The organism is Phycicoccus jejuensis (assembly GCF_000720925.1).
GTDB lineage: Bacteria > Actinomycetota > Actinomycetes > Actinomycetales > Dermatophilaceae > Phycicoccus > Phycicoccus jejuensis.
Map to the genome: position 1 here is coordinate 1 of NZ_JOEE01000004.1, position 15714 is coordinate 15714.

The 15714-nt window shown below is 69.4% G+C and carries 16 protein-coding genes; 11 read left to right on the forward strand and 5 right to left on the reverse strand.

Annotated features, from left to right (window positions below; genetic code table 11):
• The coding region (locus IG69_RS22090) for an integrase core domain-containing protein (RefSeq protein ID WP_157577508.1) at positions 1–82 on the forward strand (82 nt) is incomplete at its 5' end.
• 359 nt (positions 83–441) lie between these two features.
• On the opposite strand, the gene IG69_RS0108435 is transcribed toward IG69_RS22090, so the two are convergent.
• Both IG69_RS0108435 and IG69_RS0108440 read right to left on the reverse strand, forming a co-directional pair.
• Positions 442–636 carry a hypothetical protein gene (locus IG69_RS0108435; protein ID WP_030527726.1) on the reverse strand — a complete coding sequence of 65 codons (195 nt, stop codon included), beginning with the start codon at positions 634–636 and terminating at the stop codon, positions 442–444.
• Positions 637–740: 104 nt separating this feature from the next.
• Positions 741–1466 (reverse strand): hypothetical protein, encoded by a 726-nt coding sequence (locus IG69_RS0108440; protein ID WP_030527727.1) that lies wholly within the window; start codon positions 1464–1466, stop codon positions 741–743.
• Between the two features lie 812 nt (positions 1467–2278).
• On the opposite strand from IG69_RS0108440, the gene IG69_RS0108445 reads away from it, so the two are divergent.
• The 6 genes from IG69_RS0108445 (at position 2279) to IG69_RS0108470 (ending at position 7622) form a co-directional block, all read left to right on the forward strand.
• Positions 2279–2902: a hypothetical protein gene (locus tag IG69_RS0108445; RefSeq protein WP_030527728.1), complete on the forward strand. Its 624-nt coding sequence runs from the start codon at positions 2279–2281 to the stop codon at positions 2900–2902.
• A gap of 509 nt (positions 2903–3411) precedes the next feature.
• Entirely contained in the window at positions 3412–4575 is a 1164-nt protein-coding gene (locus IG69_RS0108450) for a hypothetical protein (RefSeq protein WP_030527729.1), read from the forward strand.
• A 50-nt stretch (positions 4576–4625) separates the two neighbouring features.
• Entirely contained in the window at positions 4626–5042 is a 417-nt protein-coding gene (locus tag IG69_RS0108455) for a hypothetical protein (protein WP_030527730.1), read from the forward strand.
• Between the two features lie 390 nt (positions 5043–5432).
• Positions 5433–5924, forward strand: a complete 492-nt coding sequence (locus IG69_RS0108460) for an ImmA/IrrE family metallo-endopeptidase (RefSeq protein ID WP_030527731.1) — start codon at positions 5433–5435, stop codon at positions 5922–5924.
• Positions 5921–6892 carry a hypothetical protein gene (locus IG69_RS0108465; protein WP_030527732.1) on the forward strand — a complete coding sequence of 324 codons (972 nt, stop codon included), beginning with the start codon at positions 5921–5923 and terminating at the stop codon, positions 6890–6892. Before IG69_RS0108460 ends, IG69_RS0108465 begins: the two co-directional genes overlap by 4 nt.
• 151 nt (positions 6893–7043) lie before the next feature.
• The gene (locus IG69_RS0108470; protein ID WP_051750382.1) at positions 7044–7622 is read left to right on the forward strand and encodes a sce7726 family protein; all 579 of its coding nucleotides are present in this window, start codon (positions 7044–7046) and stop codon (positions 7620–7622) included.
• 8 nt (positions 7623–7630) lie between these two features.
• On the opposite strand, the gene IG69_RS0108475 is transcribed toward IG69_RS0108470, so the two are convergent.
• Together IG69_RS0108475 and IG69_RS0108485 are read right to left on the reverse strand one after the other, a co-directional pair.
• Entirely contained in the window at positions 7631–8719 is a 1089-nt protein-coding gene (locus IG69_RS0108475) for a beta family protein (RefSeq protein ID WP_030527734.1), read from the reverse strand.
• 235 nt (positions 8720–8954) lie between these two features.
• Positions 8955–9584 (reverse strand): hypothetical protein, encoded by a 630-nt coding sequence (locus IG69_RS0108485; RefSeq protein WP_030527735.1) that lies wholly within the window; start codon positions 9582–9584, stop codon positions 8955–8957.
• A gap of 557 nt (positions 9585–10141) precedes the next feature.
• Here IG69_RS0108485 and IG69_RS0108490 point away from each other — a divergent pair.
• Genes IG69_RS0108490 through IG69_RS0108505 form a run of 4 tightly spaced genes read left to right on the forward strand, consistent with a single transcriptional unit; the run spans position 10142 to position 14711 of the window.
• Positions 10142–11506 carry an NAD(P)/FAD-dependent oxidoreductase gene (locus tag IG69_RS0108490; RefSeq protein ID WP_036829700.1) on the forward strand — a complete coding sequence of 455 codons (1365 nt, stop codon included), beginning with the start codon at positions 10142–10144 and terminating at the stop codon, positions 11504–11506.
• A gap of 58 nt (positions 11507–11564) precedes the next feature.
• Positions 11565–12863 (forward strand): M16 family metallopeptidase, encoded by a 1299-nt coding sequence (locus IG69_RS0108495; protein WP_030527737.1) that lies wholly within the window; start codon positions 11565–11567, stop codon positions 12861–12863.
• Positions 12860–14206 carry a M16 family metallopeptidase gene (locus IG69_RS0108500; protein ID WP_036829597.1) on the forward strand — a complete coding sequence of 449 codons (1347 nt, stop codon included), beginning with the start codon at positions 12860–12862 and terminating at the stop codon, positions 14204–14206. Before IG69_RS0108495 ends, IG69_RS0108500 begins: the two co-directional genes overlap by 4 nt.
• Positions 14196–14711, forward strand: a complete 516-nt coding sequence (locus IG69_RS0108505) for a methylated-DNA--[protein]-cysteine S-methyltransferase (RefSeq protein WP_030527739.1) — start codon at positions 14196–14198, stop codon at positions 14709–14711. The genes IG69_RS0108500 and IG69_RS0108505 overlap by 11 nt, the downstream gene beginning before the upstream one ends.
• On the opposite strand, the gene hisN is transcribed toward IG69_RS0108505, so the two are convergent.
• Positions 14708–15490 (reverse strand): histidinol-phosphatase, encoded by a 783-nt coding sequence (gene hisN, locus IG69_RS0108510; protein ID WP_404349621.1) that lies wholly within the window; start codon positions 15488–15490, stop codon positions 14708–14710. The two genes, IG69_RS0108505 and hisN, sit on opposite strands and share 4 nt — an antisense overlap.
• Positions 15491–15714 lie beyond the last annotated feature (224 nt).

A 15714-nucleotide genomic window follows, 5' to 3' on the forward strand; every position in this document is an offset into this window, starting at 1 on the left:
CTGGCTCGAGCAGTACAACACTCAACGACGCCACACCGCCCTCGGCGGACTCCCACCGACCAGCCGCCTGTCACCAACCTGATGGCCGGGTACATCTAGATCGGTCGACGGCGCGGAGTTTCGTCGAAGACTGGCGGTTGTCGTGGAACGCCCTCGCGGCATCGTGGCTCCGGTAGGTCGCCGATCGCACGCCATGCTGGCCTCGTCGTTCGTCGAGCGGTGCGCGTCACGGACCCGGCGTTGTCCCCTCTCCCGCGAGCCGAGGCGGGCCCACGGCGTCCGTTCGTGTCTCGCGAGCACCACTTCTGTGCGTGGTTCGCGGTTCTCCTGGACGCTTGACCCGCGCCTTTCGCACCGATACCCGTGTCGAGTCGGGGCACGTTGCCGGGCGACGTGACGGCCCCACTGACCCGTGACCTGCGGATGCGGTGCGCCACGTCGTCACACGTTGGTGCTTCCTCCGTTGAGCGCCGAAAGCTCCTGCGAGATCGAGAGCAAGGCCGCGATCTGCGCCACCTGCAACTGCTGGTCGATGGTCAAATGCTCGGTGTCGTACACAGTCAGGCTGTCGCTGCCGTCTGCAGCCTGCCGAATGGCCCTCAGCAGTAGGTCCCAGCTCTTGCTGTAGTCGTTCACGGTGAAGCTCCCTCGCGTCAGGCATTATGCCGATCGGACTTGCGGGCGGACCGCGGACGCTTCCCACCGGAAGACACGGTGGACCTGTGCGCCTGGTCGACCCCTCACCTGCCGGAGCGTAGGCGCTTGGTCTGACGGGCCGACTGGCCGTGGAGGTAGCCCATGTGCACCGGGAGCGACACGGGCCGGGCGCCGCAGAGGGCACAGCGAGCCAGAGCGTCTGTCTCGAGCCATCGGGTGATGGTCGTCGACAGCCACACCGGCCGGCCCGTCGCGGTGATCCAGTCCGGTTCCGGCAGGTGCCGCCAGTTGCGCACAGCTGAGTCGCTCACCCCGGCACGGCGGGCGATGGACTCGCGAGTCTCGATCCCTTCAGGCAGCTGGGCCGGGCGGGGGAACGGACCGTGCGGTGTCGTGAAGCGCTGCACGATCCCCGGCAGGACACCGAACTCCAACGCGATCGCCCCTAGCGAGCGGCGCTGCTGGCGCGCCTCCACCCACGCCTCGATGGTCTCGCGCGACGGGAACGGCCCCCACCCACGGGTTGCCCGGGTGACGGTCTGGTGCGAGACCTGGTCACGCTCAGCGATCTCCTTCACACGCATGCCCAGGCGGCGGTTCATGACCCACCGTTGCCGACGCTCCTCGAGCAGGAAGGCGGCGAGGTAGGTCCCACCCTCCTGCCGGTTAGCCTTCGGGAACGGTCCAAACCGCTTCGTCGCCTTCTCCACCCGCGAGGCCGCCACCCCGGCTCGCTGCGCGATCAGCCGGACCGACTCGCCGGCGCGTCGCCGTGCGAGCCAGTCCAACTCCGGATGGCCGTCGGGCATCAGCAGGCGTCGTCTCCAGCACTCGCCGCCCGGGTCGCCGCCGCCAAGGTCGTTGCCACGACAGCAAACACCAAAGTGACCGGGTTCGCCCCCACGTCCACAATCAGCGGGCAGACGACGACAGTGAATACGAGGCCGCGCAGGGGCTAGGCGACGCTGGCGAGGTCGATGCGTCTCAGCGTGCGCCGGCCGTGTCCGTGGCTGTGCGTCATCATCCCTGTCCTTCCTGGGCTGCAGTTCCTCGGGGACGGTCCAGTGCGTTCGAGTATTGCCGTTCTCCTTCGTCACGTCTTCACGGATGCACGAGTTGAAGACGTCCGTCTCGAGGAGGACTATGAGGCGTTCATCGCCGAGGTCGCCGAACTCTGGGCCCTCCTATCCGAGCGGCACGACGTGCTCATCGCGGTGGGGCGGCCACTGGGTGCTCCCAGGGCTGACCCCGTAGACGGGCCGCACGTCGATCTTGTAAGACGTGCCGGCGCCGGGCGCGCCCACATCGTCCCCTCGTCGTCGGCGAGGCCCCGCGCTCACAGTCGAATGCGGCCGTCGCCGAGTCGCCACTTGGGGTCGCGATGGGTCCATCCATTCGGGCGCGTCGACGACCTGCAGTCGGAGGACCTGCGGCCCTGCGGCATGGAGCCGTCGATCAGGGGAAGGTTCCATCAGGAACGGGCTCAGCCGGCTGCGCACGCTCGAGGTGACGCCGACCACGGCCGACGTCAAGGACGCGCCGAAGCGCCTCCGCGTGCGGGCAGTCCGCGCCTGGTTTGGCAGAGTGCGTCTGGCTGGCCGTTCACGGGATACTCGCAGCCATGGGTTCCGTAGGCGTCGTGTTCTCGCGTGCGCTGAGGGAGGCTGTGCGGCTGCCACTCTCTTGGAGCCGCGTCGAAGCGGCTCTGGAGGCTCAGCCGGAACTTGTCAGGCACGCCGACCGGCTGGCGCTGCTGGAGGGTCACGTCAGGGCGACCTTGGCGCTTGGCAAGCCTCTGCCGGGGGCTATGCGCGCGTCTGTGGTCCCCGTACTCGGCAACGTCGCCGAGGCCATCGTGGAGATGGAGCTAGTCGAACGCGGTTGGCAGCCGGTCTACGACGACGTCGAAGGGTTCTCCTTCGGGCCGGGTATCGATCTACTCATGCTCGACCCCCCTCTCGAGCGTCTGGTCGCCGTCGAAGTGAAGTCGACCATCCAGCGAGGGCGCTGGCCTCGACTGTCCAGGGGAGGGTCGAAGCAACTGACCGCGCAGTGGCTCGACGATGGCGCCAATGTTGGTATGGCGCAATGGGAGATTGGGTCTGAAGACGTTTACCTGCTGGTGGCTCAGGTGCGCCTCCGCGAGCGCGTCTGGCGATGTTGTATCGCCGCAGATCCGACCCGAGCACTGCCGGTGACCGATGAGGCGCAGCTCAAGGACTTGCGCTGGTTGGACGGGGCCTGAACCAATATCGCGACCAGTCGGCTCGGCACGGTGTCCCCGCGACCGCTACGAGAGCAGCGCGCGGCTTGACGCAGCGGGTCCTGCGGTCAGGTCGGCGCCGCAGAGCACGTTGACGAGGGGCGCGACGAGAGGAGGTCCGCGCACCTCTTCGAGCGCCGAACGGTCGCCTCGATGGCAGGCAGATGTTGTCTTCAGGCGATTGGGAATGTCAGGTGCGAGGTCAACTCCGTGCACCCAGCTCCCCGAGATCTGCTCCGGTCCTCCCTGACAACTCCCGTGTGCAGCGCTCGTCCGGCTCGGGCTCCGGACCAGAGATCGCTCGGCAGCTGCTTTCCCGACATCCGCTGGATCGAGCGAATGCCCGGCTGCGCGTCGACTCTTGCGACCGCTATCCGGTTGTGGGACGCTCCGGCAGCGCTCGATTCGGCCGGTGCTGCAGGAGTTCCGGGCGTCGCTTTTCCTCAGGCGCTCACGTGCATAGGCTTCGAGCCGACGAGGGGAGCCAACACATGGCGTACGGGTTTCGCATCTTCGGTGTACAGGCGTTCGAGAACCGCGTAGCAGGCAGCAACGCTGCTGACGCGAGTATCGACGGCGCCCTGCATCGAAACGTGCTCGACTGCCTTCAGGAGATGGAAGGGCGAACCTACTTTCAGAAGAAGCGGGCGTCGGCAGATCCCGACCCTCTGGCGCCCAAGCCACGCCGACGCTCGATCTCGATCCGGCAATACGAGGAATGGGCGAACGGGTGGGTGCACCTGTCTGTGTCGATCGGTCGGGAGGGCGACCATGACCGCGCGACCGCCGAAGGGCAGCCCCCCTTGCCGATCAACGAGCGTTCAGCGGAGAGTCGCCGTCTCGTCACGATGGTCTTCCCACCAGCAGGGGACCGGTTCCTGATGGTGAGCGAGGCGATCGGCGCCAGCGACGCGCACGAGCTGCTGCTGAAGCAGCTCACAACCGCATCCATGAAGCTGCGCGACGACACGAAGGTCGCTTCCCAAGAGGCACGCCGAGCCGCCAGGGCCGCAGGGGTAACCCCGCTCCCCAAAGTCCTCAAGCCGGACCGATACATCTTCCGAAGCAGTCAGCTGATCGACGGCGATTACCTGGACGAGCTGCTGGCTCGCGCAGAGACCGTCGACGCCGTCTTCACGTTGAACGTGCCATCTCCTCGTGGAGGCAGCGGCACCTACCAGCGCAAGCGTCTGGTCGTGAAGGTCGAAGACGAGGGCGAGCGGCGGGACCTGAGTCGAACCGGACAGCAGTGGTATAAGCGGAAGAAGCAGAAAGACGCAATTGGTCAGCGTGAAGCCATCGCGGAACTGGACGCGGTTCTTCACCTCGACGCGGCCGAGACGGCGGGCTTCGACGAGGTAGCGGTCAAGGTGCGCACTCGTGACGCGGAGACAGTGACCATCGGACCTCTGACTGCCCGTGAAGTCTTCACGTACCCGCTGTCATGGAGTCAGTGCTCACCTGTTGACTACTACCGGAAGATCGAAGGTCGCTTGCGTCGCGTCGCGGCGCTGAACGACATCGAGATGAGCACGATCGACTCAGTGGAGGCTGCACGGTGTCTACCGCCGATCACGGACGGCCCCACGGAAGACTCAACCCAGGCAACCTTTTCCGAGCCGCCGGCGCGGGACTTCGAATCCGAAGCAAGCTAGACACTGAGAAGCCTGATGTCGCTACTCGGTACGCCTTGGCCCTTGCGCCGGTGGCGGTGTTCCTGCTCTGCGTGAGTACGCGCGTGGTGCTGGTCCAACCAAGTCAGCTCACGGCAGTGTTCGGTCTCATGTCCACGGCCATGTTCGCCGCCTTTGCCTTGATCGCGCGCTGGCGTGAAGTTCTATCGGCCCGAACAAAGGTAGTCGACAAGATCCCGAAGCGCGCTCTCGATGAGGCGGTGGCACACGTCCTCATCGCCAGTCTCACGGGCATATCTGGAGCTGCGCTTACCGTAGTCCTCACTGTCATCCCCACTTCTGCACCGGGAACGACGCCGCACCTCGTCGCGGTCATCCTGACGGCAGCCAGTCTCGCCTTGGGAACGGTCTTCTTCTTGACGCTTCTGATCATCATCAACCTCCTGCATGATGCCTATCAACGGGTCAACCCGCCCCCTCCGAAGTAGGCAGACCGGGTCCAGACAGCGGGGTCGGGGCCAGTGCCGGGAGATGGTGTCTCCGCGGCCCCACGCTTGGCCGGCGACCGTTGCGCTGCCCCGTCGCCGCAACTACGAGCACGCGACCCACGCTGCATAGCCGAGAACGTCCGTGGCCACGGAGCGAGCGGCGGGCGAGAGGTCGTGGCGCCGTGAGGATGGCTTCAACCCCGTGGGTCGCTATCTCAACCGCGGCTGGGAGAGCGTCGCACGCTGACCCGTTGAGTGGCGTGTGCCACATCCGGCCTACTGGTGCGCGCGTGCCTCGAGGGCACTGTCCTAGGCGACCCGTAGGCTCATAATCTCAGCGACAGCCGCCGCTGGTAGGCACCGCCGGGGAGAGAGGCAGGAGCAGTCACCATGACGCGGGAACCTTCCCGACTCACCAACGCTGCGATCCGTCAGTACGCGGAACGGGTGGGGGAGCACCACGAGATCTACGACCGCGCTGGCACGGCAGACCTCCACGACCTCGTGCGCCGGCTCGGTGGCCGACTGGCGATCGGCGACAGCAAAGAGTCGCTCCATGTCAACGCTCCGGGGGACTTCGTCATCTACCTGCCACGCCTGACCTCATCGCGACGCGACCGGTTCACCATCGCGCACGAGCTCGGGCACTACTTCCTGCACTACCTGCACCCGGGGTCGGAAACGGCTGCCAGCTTCGGACGCGGTGAGCGAAACCCGGTGGAGACCCAGGCAAACGTCTTCGCTTCCTCCCTGCTCATGCCGGAGAGGGTTTTCCGCGAGGCGTGGCGCCTCAAGGATGGAGACGTTCACGCCCTGGCGCGACAGTTCGAGGTATCCCCCGCCGCCGTCGCCGTGCGGGCGCAGGTGCTTGGTCTGTCGTGACCACCCCACACTCCCTGCTCTTCCTCTCCTGCGACATCGTCGGCTCCACGAAGTTCAAGCAGCAGCGAGATCTGTGGCAGATCACGTTCCTGTCGTTCTACCGGCAGTTTCCTCAGATGCTGGGCGACATCACCGTCGCCCAGGAGATACACGGCCCATTCGAGCTGTGGAAGCCGGTCGGCGATGAGCTGATCTTCACCGTGCGTGTCAGTCACGAGTCCGAAATCTTCGCGGCCGTGCGCAGCTGGCTCGAAGCGATGAAGCAGTACGAGATGGTGCTGGCCAAGGAAGGACTCGCCACCAAGGGCGGCGCCTTCCTGGCCACCTTCCCCGGCCCCGACAGCGAGAGCTCCATCCCGAGGGACCCCCGCACCGAGACCTCGGACAAGGGCGTCGTGGAACTGAACGACGAAGCGTTGGCGACGCGCTCGGCCGACTACATGTACGACTACTTCGGTCCGAGCATCGACACCGGTTTTCGGGTGCTGTCCGCCTGCAGCCAACGGCACTTCACCCTCTCCGTCGAGGTCGCGTGGGCGATGGCTCAGTGCGCAGTGGACGCAGGAGTGGACGAGAGCACCTTCCCGCTCGCGGACATGCGCCTGCTGGACACGCGCGAGTTCAAGGGCGTGTGGGACGGGCGTGAGTATCCGCTGTTCTCCCTCGACCGCCACCACGACGACTCAGTCAACCGGGCGCTGGCCAAGCTGCGGAACCCGGCCGTGCAGCCACTCGCCGTGGTCAATCTCTGTCGCGCCTGTGGTGACGACCCGAACTGGCCCTCCGGTCTCTACCTGCCGAACTCGTCGTGGGCCTCGTTCAGAACGGTCCCCACAGACAGCTTGGAGAACGGTCGCTCCAACAGCATGGATGGGGCCGAGACCGTGCCCGAGTCCGACCCCGGTGTCGAGTCGCTGGAGGCGGACGCGCCGCTGTCGAGCACCCCGACAACCATCGACAGCGACTGAATGGCTGTCGGCAGGCAGCCCTCGCGCGATGCGCGCACTTCGGCTAGGCGCAGCAGCATTGGCGTGCGGGCCGATGCAGTCACAGTCGACTCAGGTGAACGTGTCGTCAGCCTCAGCTCTGCCTCTTGCCGGTGGCACTACCCTTCCTCCCATGCGTGACAGTGACATCCGCAGCGCCCTGACGCTCGCTGTCGCCCGCTCCATGGGGGAACAACGACACGTCCTTGTTCCGGAGGTGGACATCCGATGGTCGGTGCCCGCTCGGATGGACGCGATGCTCGTGAGCGATCGCCTGTGCGCTTTCGAGATCAAGAGTGACGTCGACAGCCTGAGCCGGTTACCGAGGCAGGTGCAGGCGTACGGAATGGTGGCCGAGCGGGCCACGCTGGTGGTCGGCGAGCGGCACCTTGCTGGCGCTTCCCAGCTGGTCCCGCCGTGGTGGGGGATCTGGGTGGCGCGGTGGCGAGACGGTCAGGTTGTGCTGACTTCCAGACGCGTCGGTCGCCTGAACCGTGAGGTCAACCCGTTGGCCGTCGCGAGCTTCTTGGACCGGCGCGCGCTGCTGGCGGCGCTGAGGGGTAGCGGCACGCCGAGACTGGCGAGCTTGAGCGTCGACGATCTTCGACAGCTGCTCATCGCAGAAATGGGCTCGTCTAAGACATTGCGACTTGCTCGCCAGACGCTCCTCGAACGCACCGATTGGCGCGGGCGCTCGTTGACCGCCGCCTGACTGGTGAGCTACGCGGTTCCGGCAGCCGGAGACGACGGCGGAGAAGTCAGCTGGTCCGCAACCAGCGCGAAGTGGTGCTCAGCTGCGATCTGCCGCCACTTACCGGCCGACGACTCCTTGTCGGCGTTGCCGGCGATATCGGCCAGCCTGCCGTCGGCTCGGCTGAAGCTGGCGCCGAGCCAGTGCGGCTGTCCCACCAGATGCGCGCAGCAGACGGCGAAGGCAGCCGCAAGGCCGCCACCGGACGAGGGCTTGGCACGACGGTGCACGTGCAGCCGGTCCTGGCTCGAGTACCGAAGATGGCCGTACTGCGGTGAGGCCGGGACCGGGTTGGCCGGAGGGTAGAGGGCGTAGTCGCCGAAGACGACCGTCCGGCCGGCCTCCCTCACGCGCAGCCACAGCCACCACTCGCGCCGTGCCACGTCCCAGTCGCCGACCTGAAGAAACGCTTCACTGTTCGGTGTGCCGAGCGTGACAATGTGGCCGTGCTTGGAGCCGAGCGCGTCCACGGTGCGGATCGTCCGTTCGACGAGCTCGTCGAGGGCGAGGTCCTCAGTGTGGTCGGCGAAGTCGAGCAGTACGTCTATGTCAGCGGCGCCGATGCCGCTCTCGGTCGCGACCTCGTCCAAGCGGTCGGGAAGCCGCGGCGAGGGATCGGTTTCGTGCATGGGCACGCGCACCGCCAGTCGCCCGGAGGTGCGAGCGACGTCGGCTGCGGCGGTGACCTCTTGCTGGTCTGCCGATATGAGCAGCACGGGAATGAGGCGCGCGGGGGTCGCAGCGAGATCGTTCAGCGCTGCCAGAAGGCGCCACCAACGTGTCCCCGACCCAACCTGTCCGTCGATGACCCGGCAGATGTCGACGTAGGCCGGATCGCTCCACAGCCGGGCAATGTCGTCAAGGAAGTAGGAGATGTCGGTGGTCGTCGCCTTGGCCCGCCGGGGCTGGCCGGTGGCGGGATCGACTGAACCGGCCGAGGCTCGCTGGAGCTCGAAGAGCGGGGTCAGGCGCAGTGCCTGAGGCGCGCGCATCAGCGCCTTGATCTCCGCTTCCCGAGCTTTCAAGCACGGAACGTAGTCCAGCTGGTCCAGGGGCAAGAGAAGCACTCCTCGAGTGGCGGGGGTAAGGCGGTCGAGACTAGAGCGCCATTCGCAGAAGGATGCCGAACACGCGGGCGAGCACGAGGCAGGTTGCGGCCACGTCCGCCCTCGGCCGCTCGCTCATCCGACGCTCAACCACCCTCCTGCTCCTTGCTCGATTAGCCGAAGTCCACCCACGCCGCGTTCGCGAGTAGCCCCGGAGGCGAGCGGCGCCGATCCCACTCGATCGCGGCTAGCGGAAGAGTTCGACCGCCAGTTCCCGCGCAGGCTTGCCCACATCCTCATGCCTGAACGCGCGAAGGTAGCCAGCTGGGACGGAAGCCAACTCATCCCTCAAGCTAGCCGCAGCACGATGAATCAGGGCGAGGAGCGAGTCGTCGCTTCGCTCCCAGCCGACGAACAGCAACCACCCCTGCTGGTAGGCAGTCCTCTCGCGGGAACAGAACGCGGCCAGTGTGAGGAGGTCCTTCTCCAGTCCCCGCTTCGTGATGGTCGACGCGATCTTGACCTCCACCACCACAGCGTTCTCGTCGGTGCCGGGGACGTGCCACACCAGGTCAGGTTGATGGCGGCCATCTTTCGTGACTGCGTGTAGTCCTTGCTTGTCGATCTCGCCGCCGAGCGAGTAGTACGGCGCCCCGGCCCTGACGGCCATAGGGTCAGCTCCATCGCACAAGGTCCTCAGCTGGTGGTAGAGCTCGTAGCAGTAGACACGTTCGCGGTACACCTCTTTCACGCGCCTACCGTGTTCGTCGCTGACCGGCATCAGCATCCACGGCCGTTTGACCTTGGAGCACGCTTTGGCCAGGAGCGGTTCGAACGCGGAGGCTGCGACGTCGGGACTCAAGTCGTCAGGCGGCATAGGGACCCTTTTACTTCACCCGTGGGTGGCCGCGAGGACACATCCATGCGAAGTCACAGGCGTCGGAGGGCAAAAGTCCTCGTATCGGCCGCGGTCGACGGTGCGGGCTGATTCTCGCTCAATGTGACCAGCGGAGCTGATACGAACCAGCCGACCTCGGGTGCATCTGGGGCACAACTGACCATCTCAGCGTGACCAGGTGGGGCACGACACAAGCAGCGCGGTGGTTCAAACGATTCCCCCGCTACCACGATTGACATCGGCCCCGACCGGCGACAGCCGGTCGGGGCCGATGTCATGGGCGGGATGCCGGCGGGCGAGCGCGGGTCCTGCCCCCGCGACCCGCGCGTGAGCGCGGGTCCGCCGGCACGGACCGCCCCACGACCACGGCCGAGCCGGGATGATCGGGGGACGACCCCACCCACCAGGGACCGCCGACGCTCCCTCCGCCCGCGCGGGCACGCCCCACCCGCGCCCAGCCCCAGGAGACCTCCGCCGTGACCCCCAGCACGCCGCAGCCCCGGCATACCGACAGCGCCGAGCACGTTGACACCGACGTGACCACCCCCGTGAACCGCAAGCACCGGATCGTCGTCATCGGGTCGGGCTTCGGTGGCCTCTTCGGCACCCAGGCCCTCAAGCGCCGGGACGACGTCGAGATCACCCTCGTCGCGCGCACCGCGCACCACCTCTTCCAGCCGCTGCTCTACCAGGTGGCGACGGGGATCCTCTCCGAGGGCGAGATCGCCCCGAGCACCCGCGAGGTCCTGGCCAAGCAGAAGAACGCCCGGGTCATCCTCGGCGAGGTGACCGACGTCGACCTGACGGCGCGCACCGTCACCTCCGAGCTGCTCGGCACGACGACCGTCACGGAGTACGACTCGCTGCTCGTCGCGGCCGGCGCCGGCCAGTCCTGGTTCGGCCACGACGAGTTCGCCGAGTACGCGCCGGGCATGAAGTCGGTCGACGACGCGCTCGAGCTGCGCGGCCGCATCTTCGGCGCGTTCGAGCTCGCCGAGCTCGCGACGAGCGAGGAGGACGTGCGCCGCGCGCTCACCTTCGTCGTCGTCGGGGCCGGCCCGACCGGGGTCGAGATGGCGGGGCAGATCGCCGAGCTCGCGCGCCGGACGCTGCGCCACGACTTCCGCCGCATCGACCCGACCCAGGCGCACGTCATCCTCCTCGACGCGGCCGACACGATCCTGCCGAGCTTCGGCGAGCGCCTCGGGGGAGCGGCGCGCAAGCGGCTCCAGGAGCTCGGGGTCGACGTGCGCACCGGCGCGATGGTGACCGGGGTCGACGAGGACGGCCTCACGTACAAGGACCGCCAGGACCACGTGACGCGCATCGAGACGCTCACCAAGGTCTGGGCGGCCGGGGTGCAGGCCAGCCCACTCGGCAAGCAGCTGGCGGAGCAGTCCGGCGTCGAGCTCGACCGGGCCGGCCGCGTCAAGGTGCAGGACGACCTCACGCTGCCGGGCCACCCCGAGGTCTTCGTCGTCGGCGACATGATCGCGCTCAAGGACCTGCCCGGGGTCGCGCAGGTCGCCATCCAGGGCGCGCGCTTCGCCGCCAAGGAGATCGCGCACCGGCTCGACGGCAAGCCCTCGCAGGGCGAGTTCGAGTACTTCGACAAGGGCTCGATGGCCACGGTGTCGCGCTTCAGCGCCGTCGCCTCGATCGGCCGCCTGCGCTTCCACGGCTTCCTCGCGTGGCTGCTGTGGCTCGGGGTGCACCTCGTGTACATCATCGGCTTCAAGAACCGCATCACGACGCTGCTGCACTGGGCGGTCAGCTTCCTCGGCCGCGGCCGGGCGGAGCGGGTGGCCACGCACCAGCAGGTGTTCGGCCGGCGGGCCATGCTCCAGGTCGGCGACGAGCTGCGCTCCACCCCGAAGGACGAGCTGCGCGACGCGGGCTGAGCCCGCGTCCTGCGTCGGGGCTGGGACGCGGGGGCGCCGCTGACCTAGGGTGACGGCCATGCCGCTCGACTACCCGGTGCACCGGCGCACGCTCCCGAACGGGCTGCGTGTCGTCGTCTCCCCGGACCACACCGTCCCGAACGTCACCCTCAACCTCTGGGTGGGTGTGGGCTCCCGCCACGAGCAGGCGGGCCGCACCGGGTTCGCGCACCTCTTCGAGCACCTGATGTTCCAGGGGTCGCGCAACGTCCGCAGCGGCGAGCACTTCGAGGCGCTCATGGCCGAGGGGGGCCGGCTCAACGCGACGACGTGGTTCGACCGGACCAACTACTTCGAGACGGTGCCCAAGGGCGCCCTCGAGCTCGCGCTCTGGCTCGAGGCGGACCGGCACGCCCACCTCCTCGACGCGCTGACCCAGGAGAACCTCGACAACCAGCGCGACGTCGTCAAGGAGGAGAAGCGCCAGCGGTACGACAACCAGCCGTACGGCACCGCGCTCATCGACGTCTACGCGACCGTCTTCCCCGAGGGGCACCCGTACCACCACCCGACGATCGGGTCGATGGAGGACCTCGACGCGGCCGGGCTCGAGGACGTGCACGCGTTCTTCCGCCGCTACTACGCGCCGGACAACACGGTGGTCACGCTGTGCGGCGACGTCGAGCCGGGGGAGGGGTTCGCCCTCGTCGAGCGGTACTTCGGCGGCATCGAGTCCCGGGCGGAGGAGCCCCGGCCCACCCTCGCGCAGCTCGAGCCGCTCACGGCCCCCGTCCGCGTCGAGCGGCGCGAGCAGGTGCCCAACGACCGCCTGCACGTCGCCTTCCGGCTGCCGGTCGACGGCACCGACGAGCTCGTCGCCGCCACCGTCGCGCTCGACTGCCTCGGCGGCCTGTCGACCTCGCGGCTCGTGCGCCGGCTGGTGCGGCGCGAGCAGAGCGCGGTCGGCGCCCACGCCACCGCGTGGGGGTTCGTCGACGGCGTCTCGCTCGGCTTCGTCGTCATCGACGCGGCCCCCGACGCCGACCCCGCCGACCTCGAGGCGGCGCTCGTCGAGGAGCTGGAGCGCCTCGCGGCCGACGGCCCGACCGAGGCCGAGCTCGAGGCGTCCATCGCCCAGTCCGAGCGGGCGTGGCTGTCGGCCCTGGCCTCGCAGGAGGAGCGGGCGGACCTCCTGAGCCGGTACGCGCTGCTCCACGACGACCCCGAGCTCGTCAACACCCACCTCGACCGGGTCCGCGCCGTGACGGCCGAGCGCGTCGTCGAGGTGACCCGTCGCTGGCTGCGCCCCGAGAGCCGGGCGGTGGTCGCCTACCTCGACGCCTCCGGCGACGCCGACGCGACGGAGGCGGTCGCGTGAGCACCCGCCCGGCCGTCCTCGACCCGGAGCCCTGGGTCTTCCCCGCGGCGCAGGAGCACCTCCTGCCCAACGGGGTCCGCCTGCTCCTGCACGACCTGCCCGGCCAGTACGTCCTCTCCCTGCGCGTCGTCGTCCCGGGCTCCCTCGCCGACGAGCCCGAGGGGCTCGAGGGCATCTCGTCGATGACCGCGCGGCTGCTCGACGAGGGGACCGCCGAGCACGGCCCCGAGGAGTTCGCCGAGCTGATGGAGCGGCACGGGATGGCGCTCGGCGCCGGTGTCTCGGACGGCGGCCTCCTCGTCGACGTCGACGTCCCGCAGGCGCACCTGCCCACGGCGGCCCGGCTGCTGACCGAGGCGCTCGCGCACCCGGTCTTCCCCGAGGCGGAGGTGCGGCGCATCCTGCGTGGGCGCCTCGCCGAGATCGAGCAGGAACGGGCCTCGGCCGCGCACCGTGCGGCACGGGAGGTCGCCGCGACCCTGTGGGACCCGCGGGACCGGGCCTCCCGCCCGGCCGCCGGCACCGTGGAGTCGATCGGCCGGATCACCCGCGAGGCCGTCGTGGAGCACCACGCCCGGCGCGTCGGCCCCCAGGACGCCACCGTCGTCCTCGCCGGCGACCTCACCGGCACCGCCGCCCTCGAGGTGCTCACCGCGACCCTCGGGGCGTGGGACGCCCCGCGCCACGAGCCGGGCAGCCGGCCGGTCGCCCCGCGGCCGGCCGCCGACCGGGCGCGGGTCGTGGTCGTCGACCGGCCGGGCTCGGTCCAGACCGAGATCGCCGTGTCCTGCCCGGGCCCGGACCGCTCGACGCCGCACGGCTGGGCGCCCCACCCGGTGCTCGCGTTCGTCGTCGGCGGCTCCCCGAATGCGCGCCTCGACGCCGTGCTGCGCGAGGAGAAGGGCTACACCTACGGGGTCCGCGCCTCCTTCCGGCCCCGGGTCGCGGGCGGCTCGTTCGTCACGTCCGGGTCGGTGCGCTCGGAGGTGACGGGGGAGGCGCTCGAGCTGCTCCTCGGCATCCTCACCGACGCCCGGGAGGGGTTCACCCCGGCCGAGCTGCGCTCCGGTGTGGACTTCGTCGGCAAGACCGCCCCGGGCCGGTACGCCACCGCCGACGCGGTCGCCGACGAGACCGCCGCCCTCGCGCTGGAGGGGCTGCCGCTCGACTTCACGACGCGCAACCTGGCGGCGCTGCGCGAGCTGGGCGTCGAGGACCTCGACACCGCCTACCGCCGCGTGGCGACGGGGGAGTGGACCGTCGTCCTCGTCGGCGACGCCGCGAGCATCGTGCCGGCTCTCGAGGGCCGGGTGCCCGGACCGGTGACGACGGTTGCCCGCTGACGCCGGGACCACCTCGCTCGTCGTCGGCTCGCCGGTCGGCGCGCTCGAGCTCGTCGCGGACCGTGACGCCCTCGTCGCGGTCCGGTTCGACGCCGAGGGGCCGGTGGACGACGGAGCCCCCCGCGTCCACCCCGTCCTCGCGGCCGCCCGTCGGCAGCTGGCCGAGTACTTCGCCGGGGAGCGCACCGGGTTCGACCTGCCGCTGCGCCCGGACGGCACGGACTTCCGGCGGCGGGTGTGGGGCGAGCTGGCGCTCGTGCCGTGGGGCACGACGACCACCTACGGGGCGCTCGCGGCCCGGCTCGGCCTGCCGCCGGGCGCGTCCCGGGCCGTGGGGGCCGCCAACGGCGCCAACCCGCTGCCCGTGCTCCTGCCGTGCCACCGCGTCGTGGGCAGCGACGGCACGCTGACCGGCTACGCCGGCGGGCTGCAGCGCAAGGCCTTCCTCCTGCACCTCGAGGGCGTCGCCACCGAGGCCGACCAGGGCTCGCTCTTCGAGCCCTAGCGGGAGAGGCGGGCCAGCACCTCGTCGTGGAGCAGGCCGTTCGTGGCCACGGCGTTGCCCCCGAACGGGCCGTCGACCCCGTCGAGCGAGGTGAAGCGACCGCCGGCCTCCGTGACGACCGGGACGAGGGCGGCCATGTCGTACGTCGAGAGCTCGGGCTCGGCGGCGATGTCGACCGCCCCCTCGGCGACGAGCATGTAGGACCAGAAGTCGCCGTACGCCCGCTCGCGCCAGCACGCGCGCGCGAGGTCGAGCATCGGGTCGAGGCGGCCGACCGCCTCCCAGGAGGTCGTGCTCGAGATCGACAGGGAGGCGTCGTCGAGCGTCGAGACGCCCGAGACCCGCAGCCGCCGGGCGCTCGTCAGGCTCCGGCCGGACCACGCGCCGGTGCCCTGCGAGGCCCACCAGCGACGACCGAGCGCCGGCGCCGCCACGAGGCCGACGACGGGGACGCCGTGGTCGACGAGGGAGATGAGGGTCGCCCACACCGGGACGCCCCGGACGAAGTTGTGCGTGCCGTCGATCGGGTCGACGACCCACTGCCGGGGGCTGGCGCCGGTGTCAGGCATCTCCTCGCCGATGACGGCGTCCCGCGGGCGGGTGCGTTTCAGCTGGGCCCGGAGCAGCTCCTCGGCCGCGCGGTCCGCGTCGCTGACGAGCGTGAGGTCGGGCTTGGTCTCGACGTGGAGGTCCTCGGCGCGGAAGCGCTCCATCGTCAGCCGCTCGACGGCGTCGGCGAGGACGTGGGCGAGGCGGAGGTCGTCGTCGTAGCCCGGCACGCGGCTCAACCTACCCCGCGGCCTCCCGCGGCCGAAGATCTTCCGGCGTGCGGCACGGCGCGGTCGCACTTCGGTCACAATCGGGTCTCGGTGCGCCACGGAACTTCCCTCTGTGGAGGTTCTGGTCTTTAGTGGTGCGGGCACGCCGGAGGGCGTTGTCAGGGAGATGCACCCGACCGGGGCATCCTCACGGAGAAGCCCACCCGACCTCGGGTGGCACCACG

Excerpts from the sequence above, each read along its gene's own strand:
- IG69_RS0108440 (WP_030527727.1), bottom strand. The coding sequence starts at position 1,466 with ATGCCCGACGGCCATCCGGAGTTGGACTGGCTCGCACGGCGACGCGCC.
- IG69_RS0108445 (WP_030527728.1), top strand. The coding sequence starts at position 2,279 with ATGGGTTCCGTAGGCGTCGTGTTCTCGCGTGCGCTGAGGGAGGCTGTG.
- IG69_RS0108450 (WP_030527729.1), top strand. The coding sequence starts at position 3,412 with ATGGCGTACGGGTTTCGCATCTTCGGTGTACAGGCGTTCGAGAACCGC.
- IG69_RS0108460 (WP_030527731.1), top strand. The coding sequence starts at position 5,433 with ATGACGCGGGAACCTTCCCGACTCACCAACGCTGCGATCCGTCAGTAC.
- IG69_RS0108470 (WP_051750382.1), top strand. The coding sequence starts at position 7,044 with ATGCGTGACAGTGACATCCGCAGCGCCCTGACGCTCGCTGTCGCCCGC.
- IG69_RS0108485 (WP_030527735.1), bottom strand. The coding sequence starts at position 9,584 with ATGCCGCCTGACGACTTGAGTCCCGACGTCGCAGCCTCCGCGTTCGAA.
- IG69_RS0108495 (WP_030527737.1), top strand. The coding sequence starts at position 11,565 with ATGCCGCTCGACTACCCGGTGCACCGGCGCACGCTCCCGAACGGGCTG.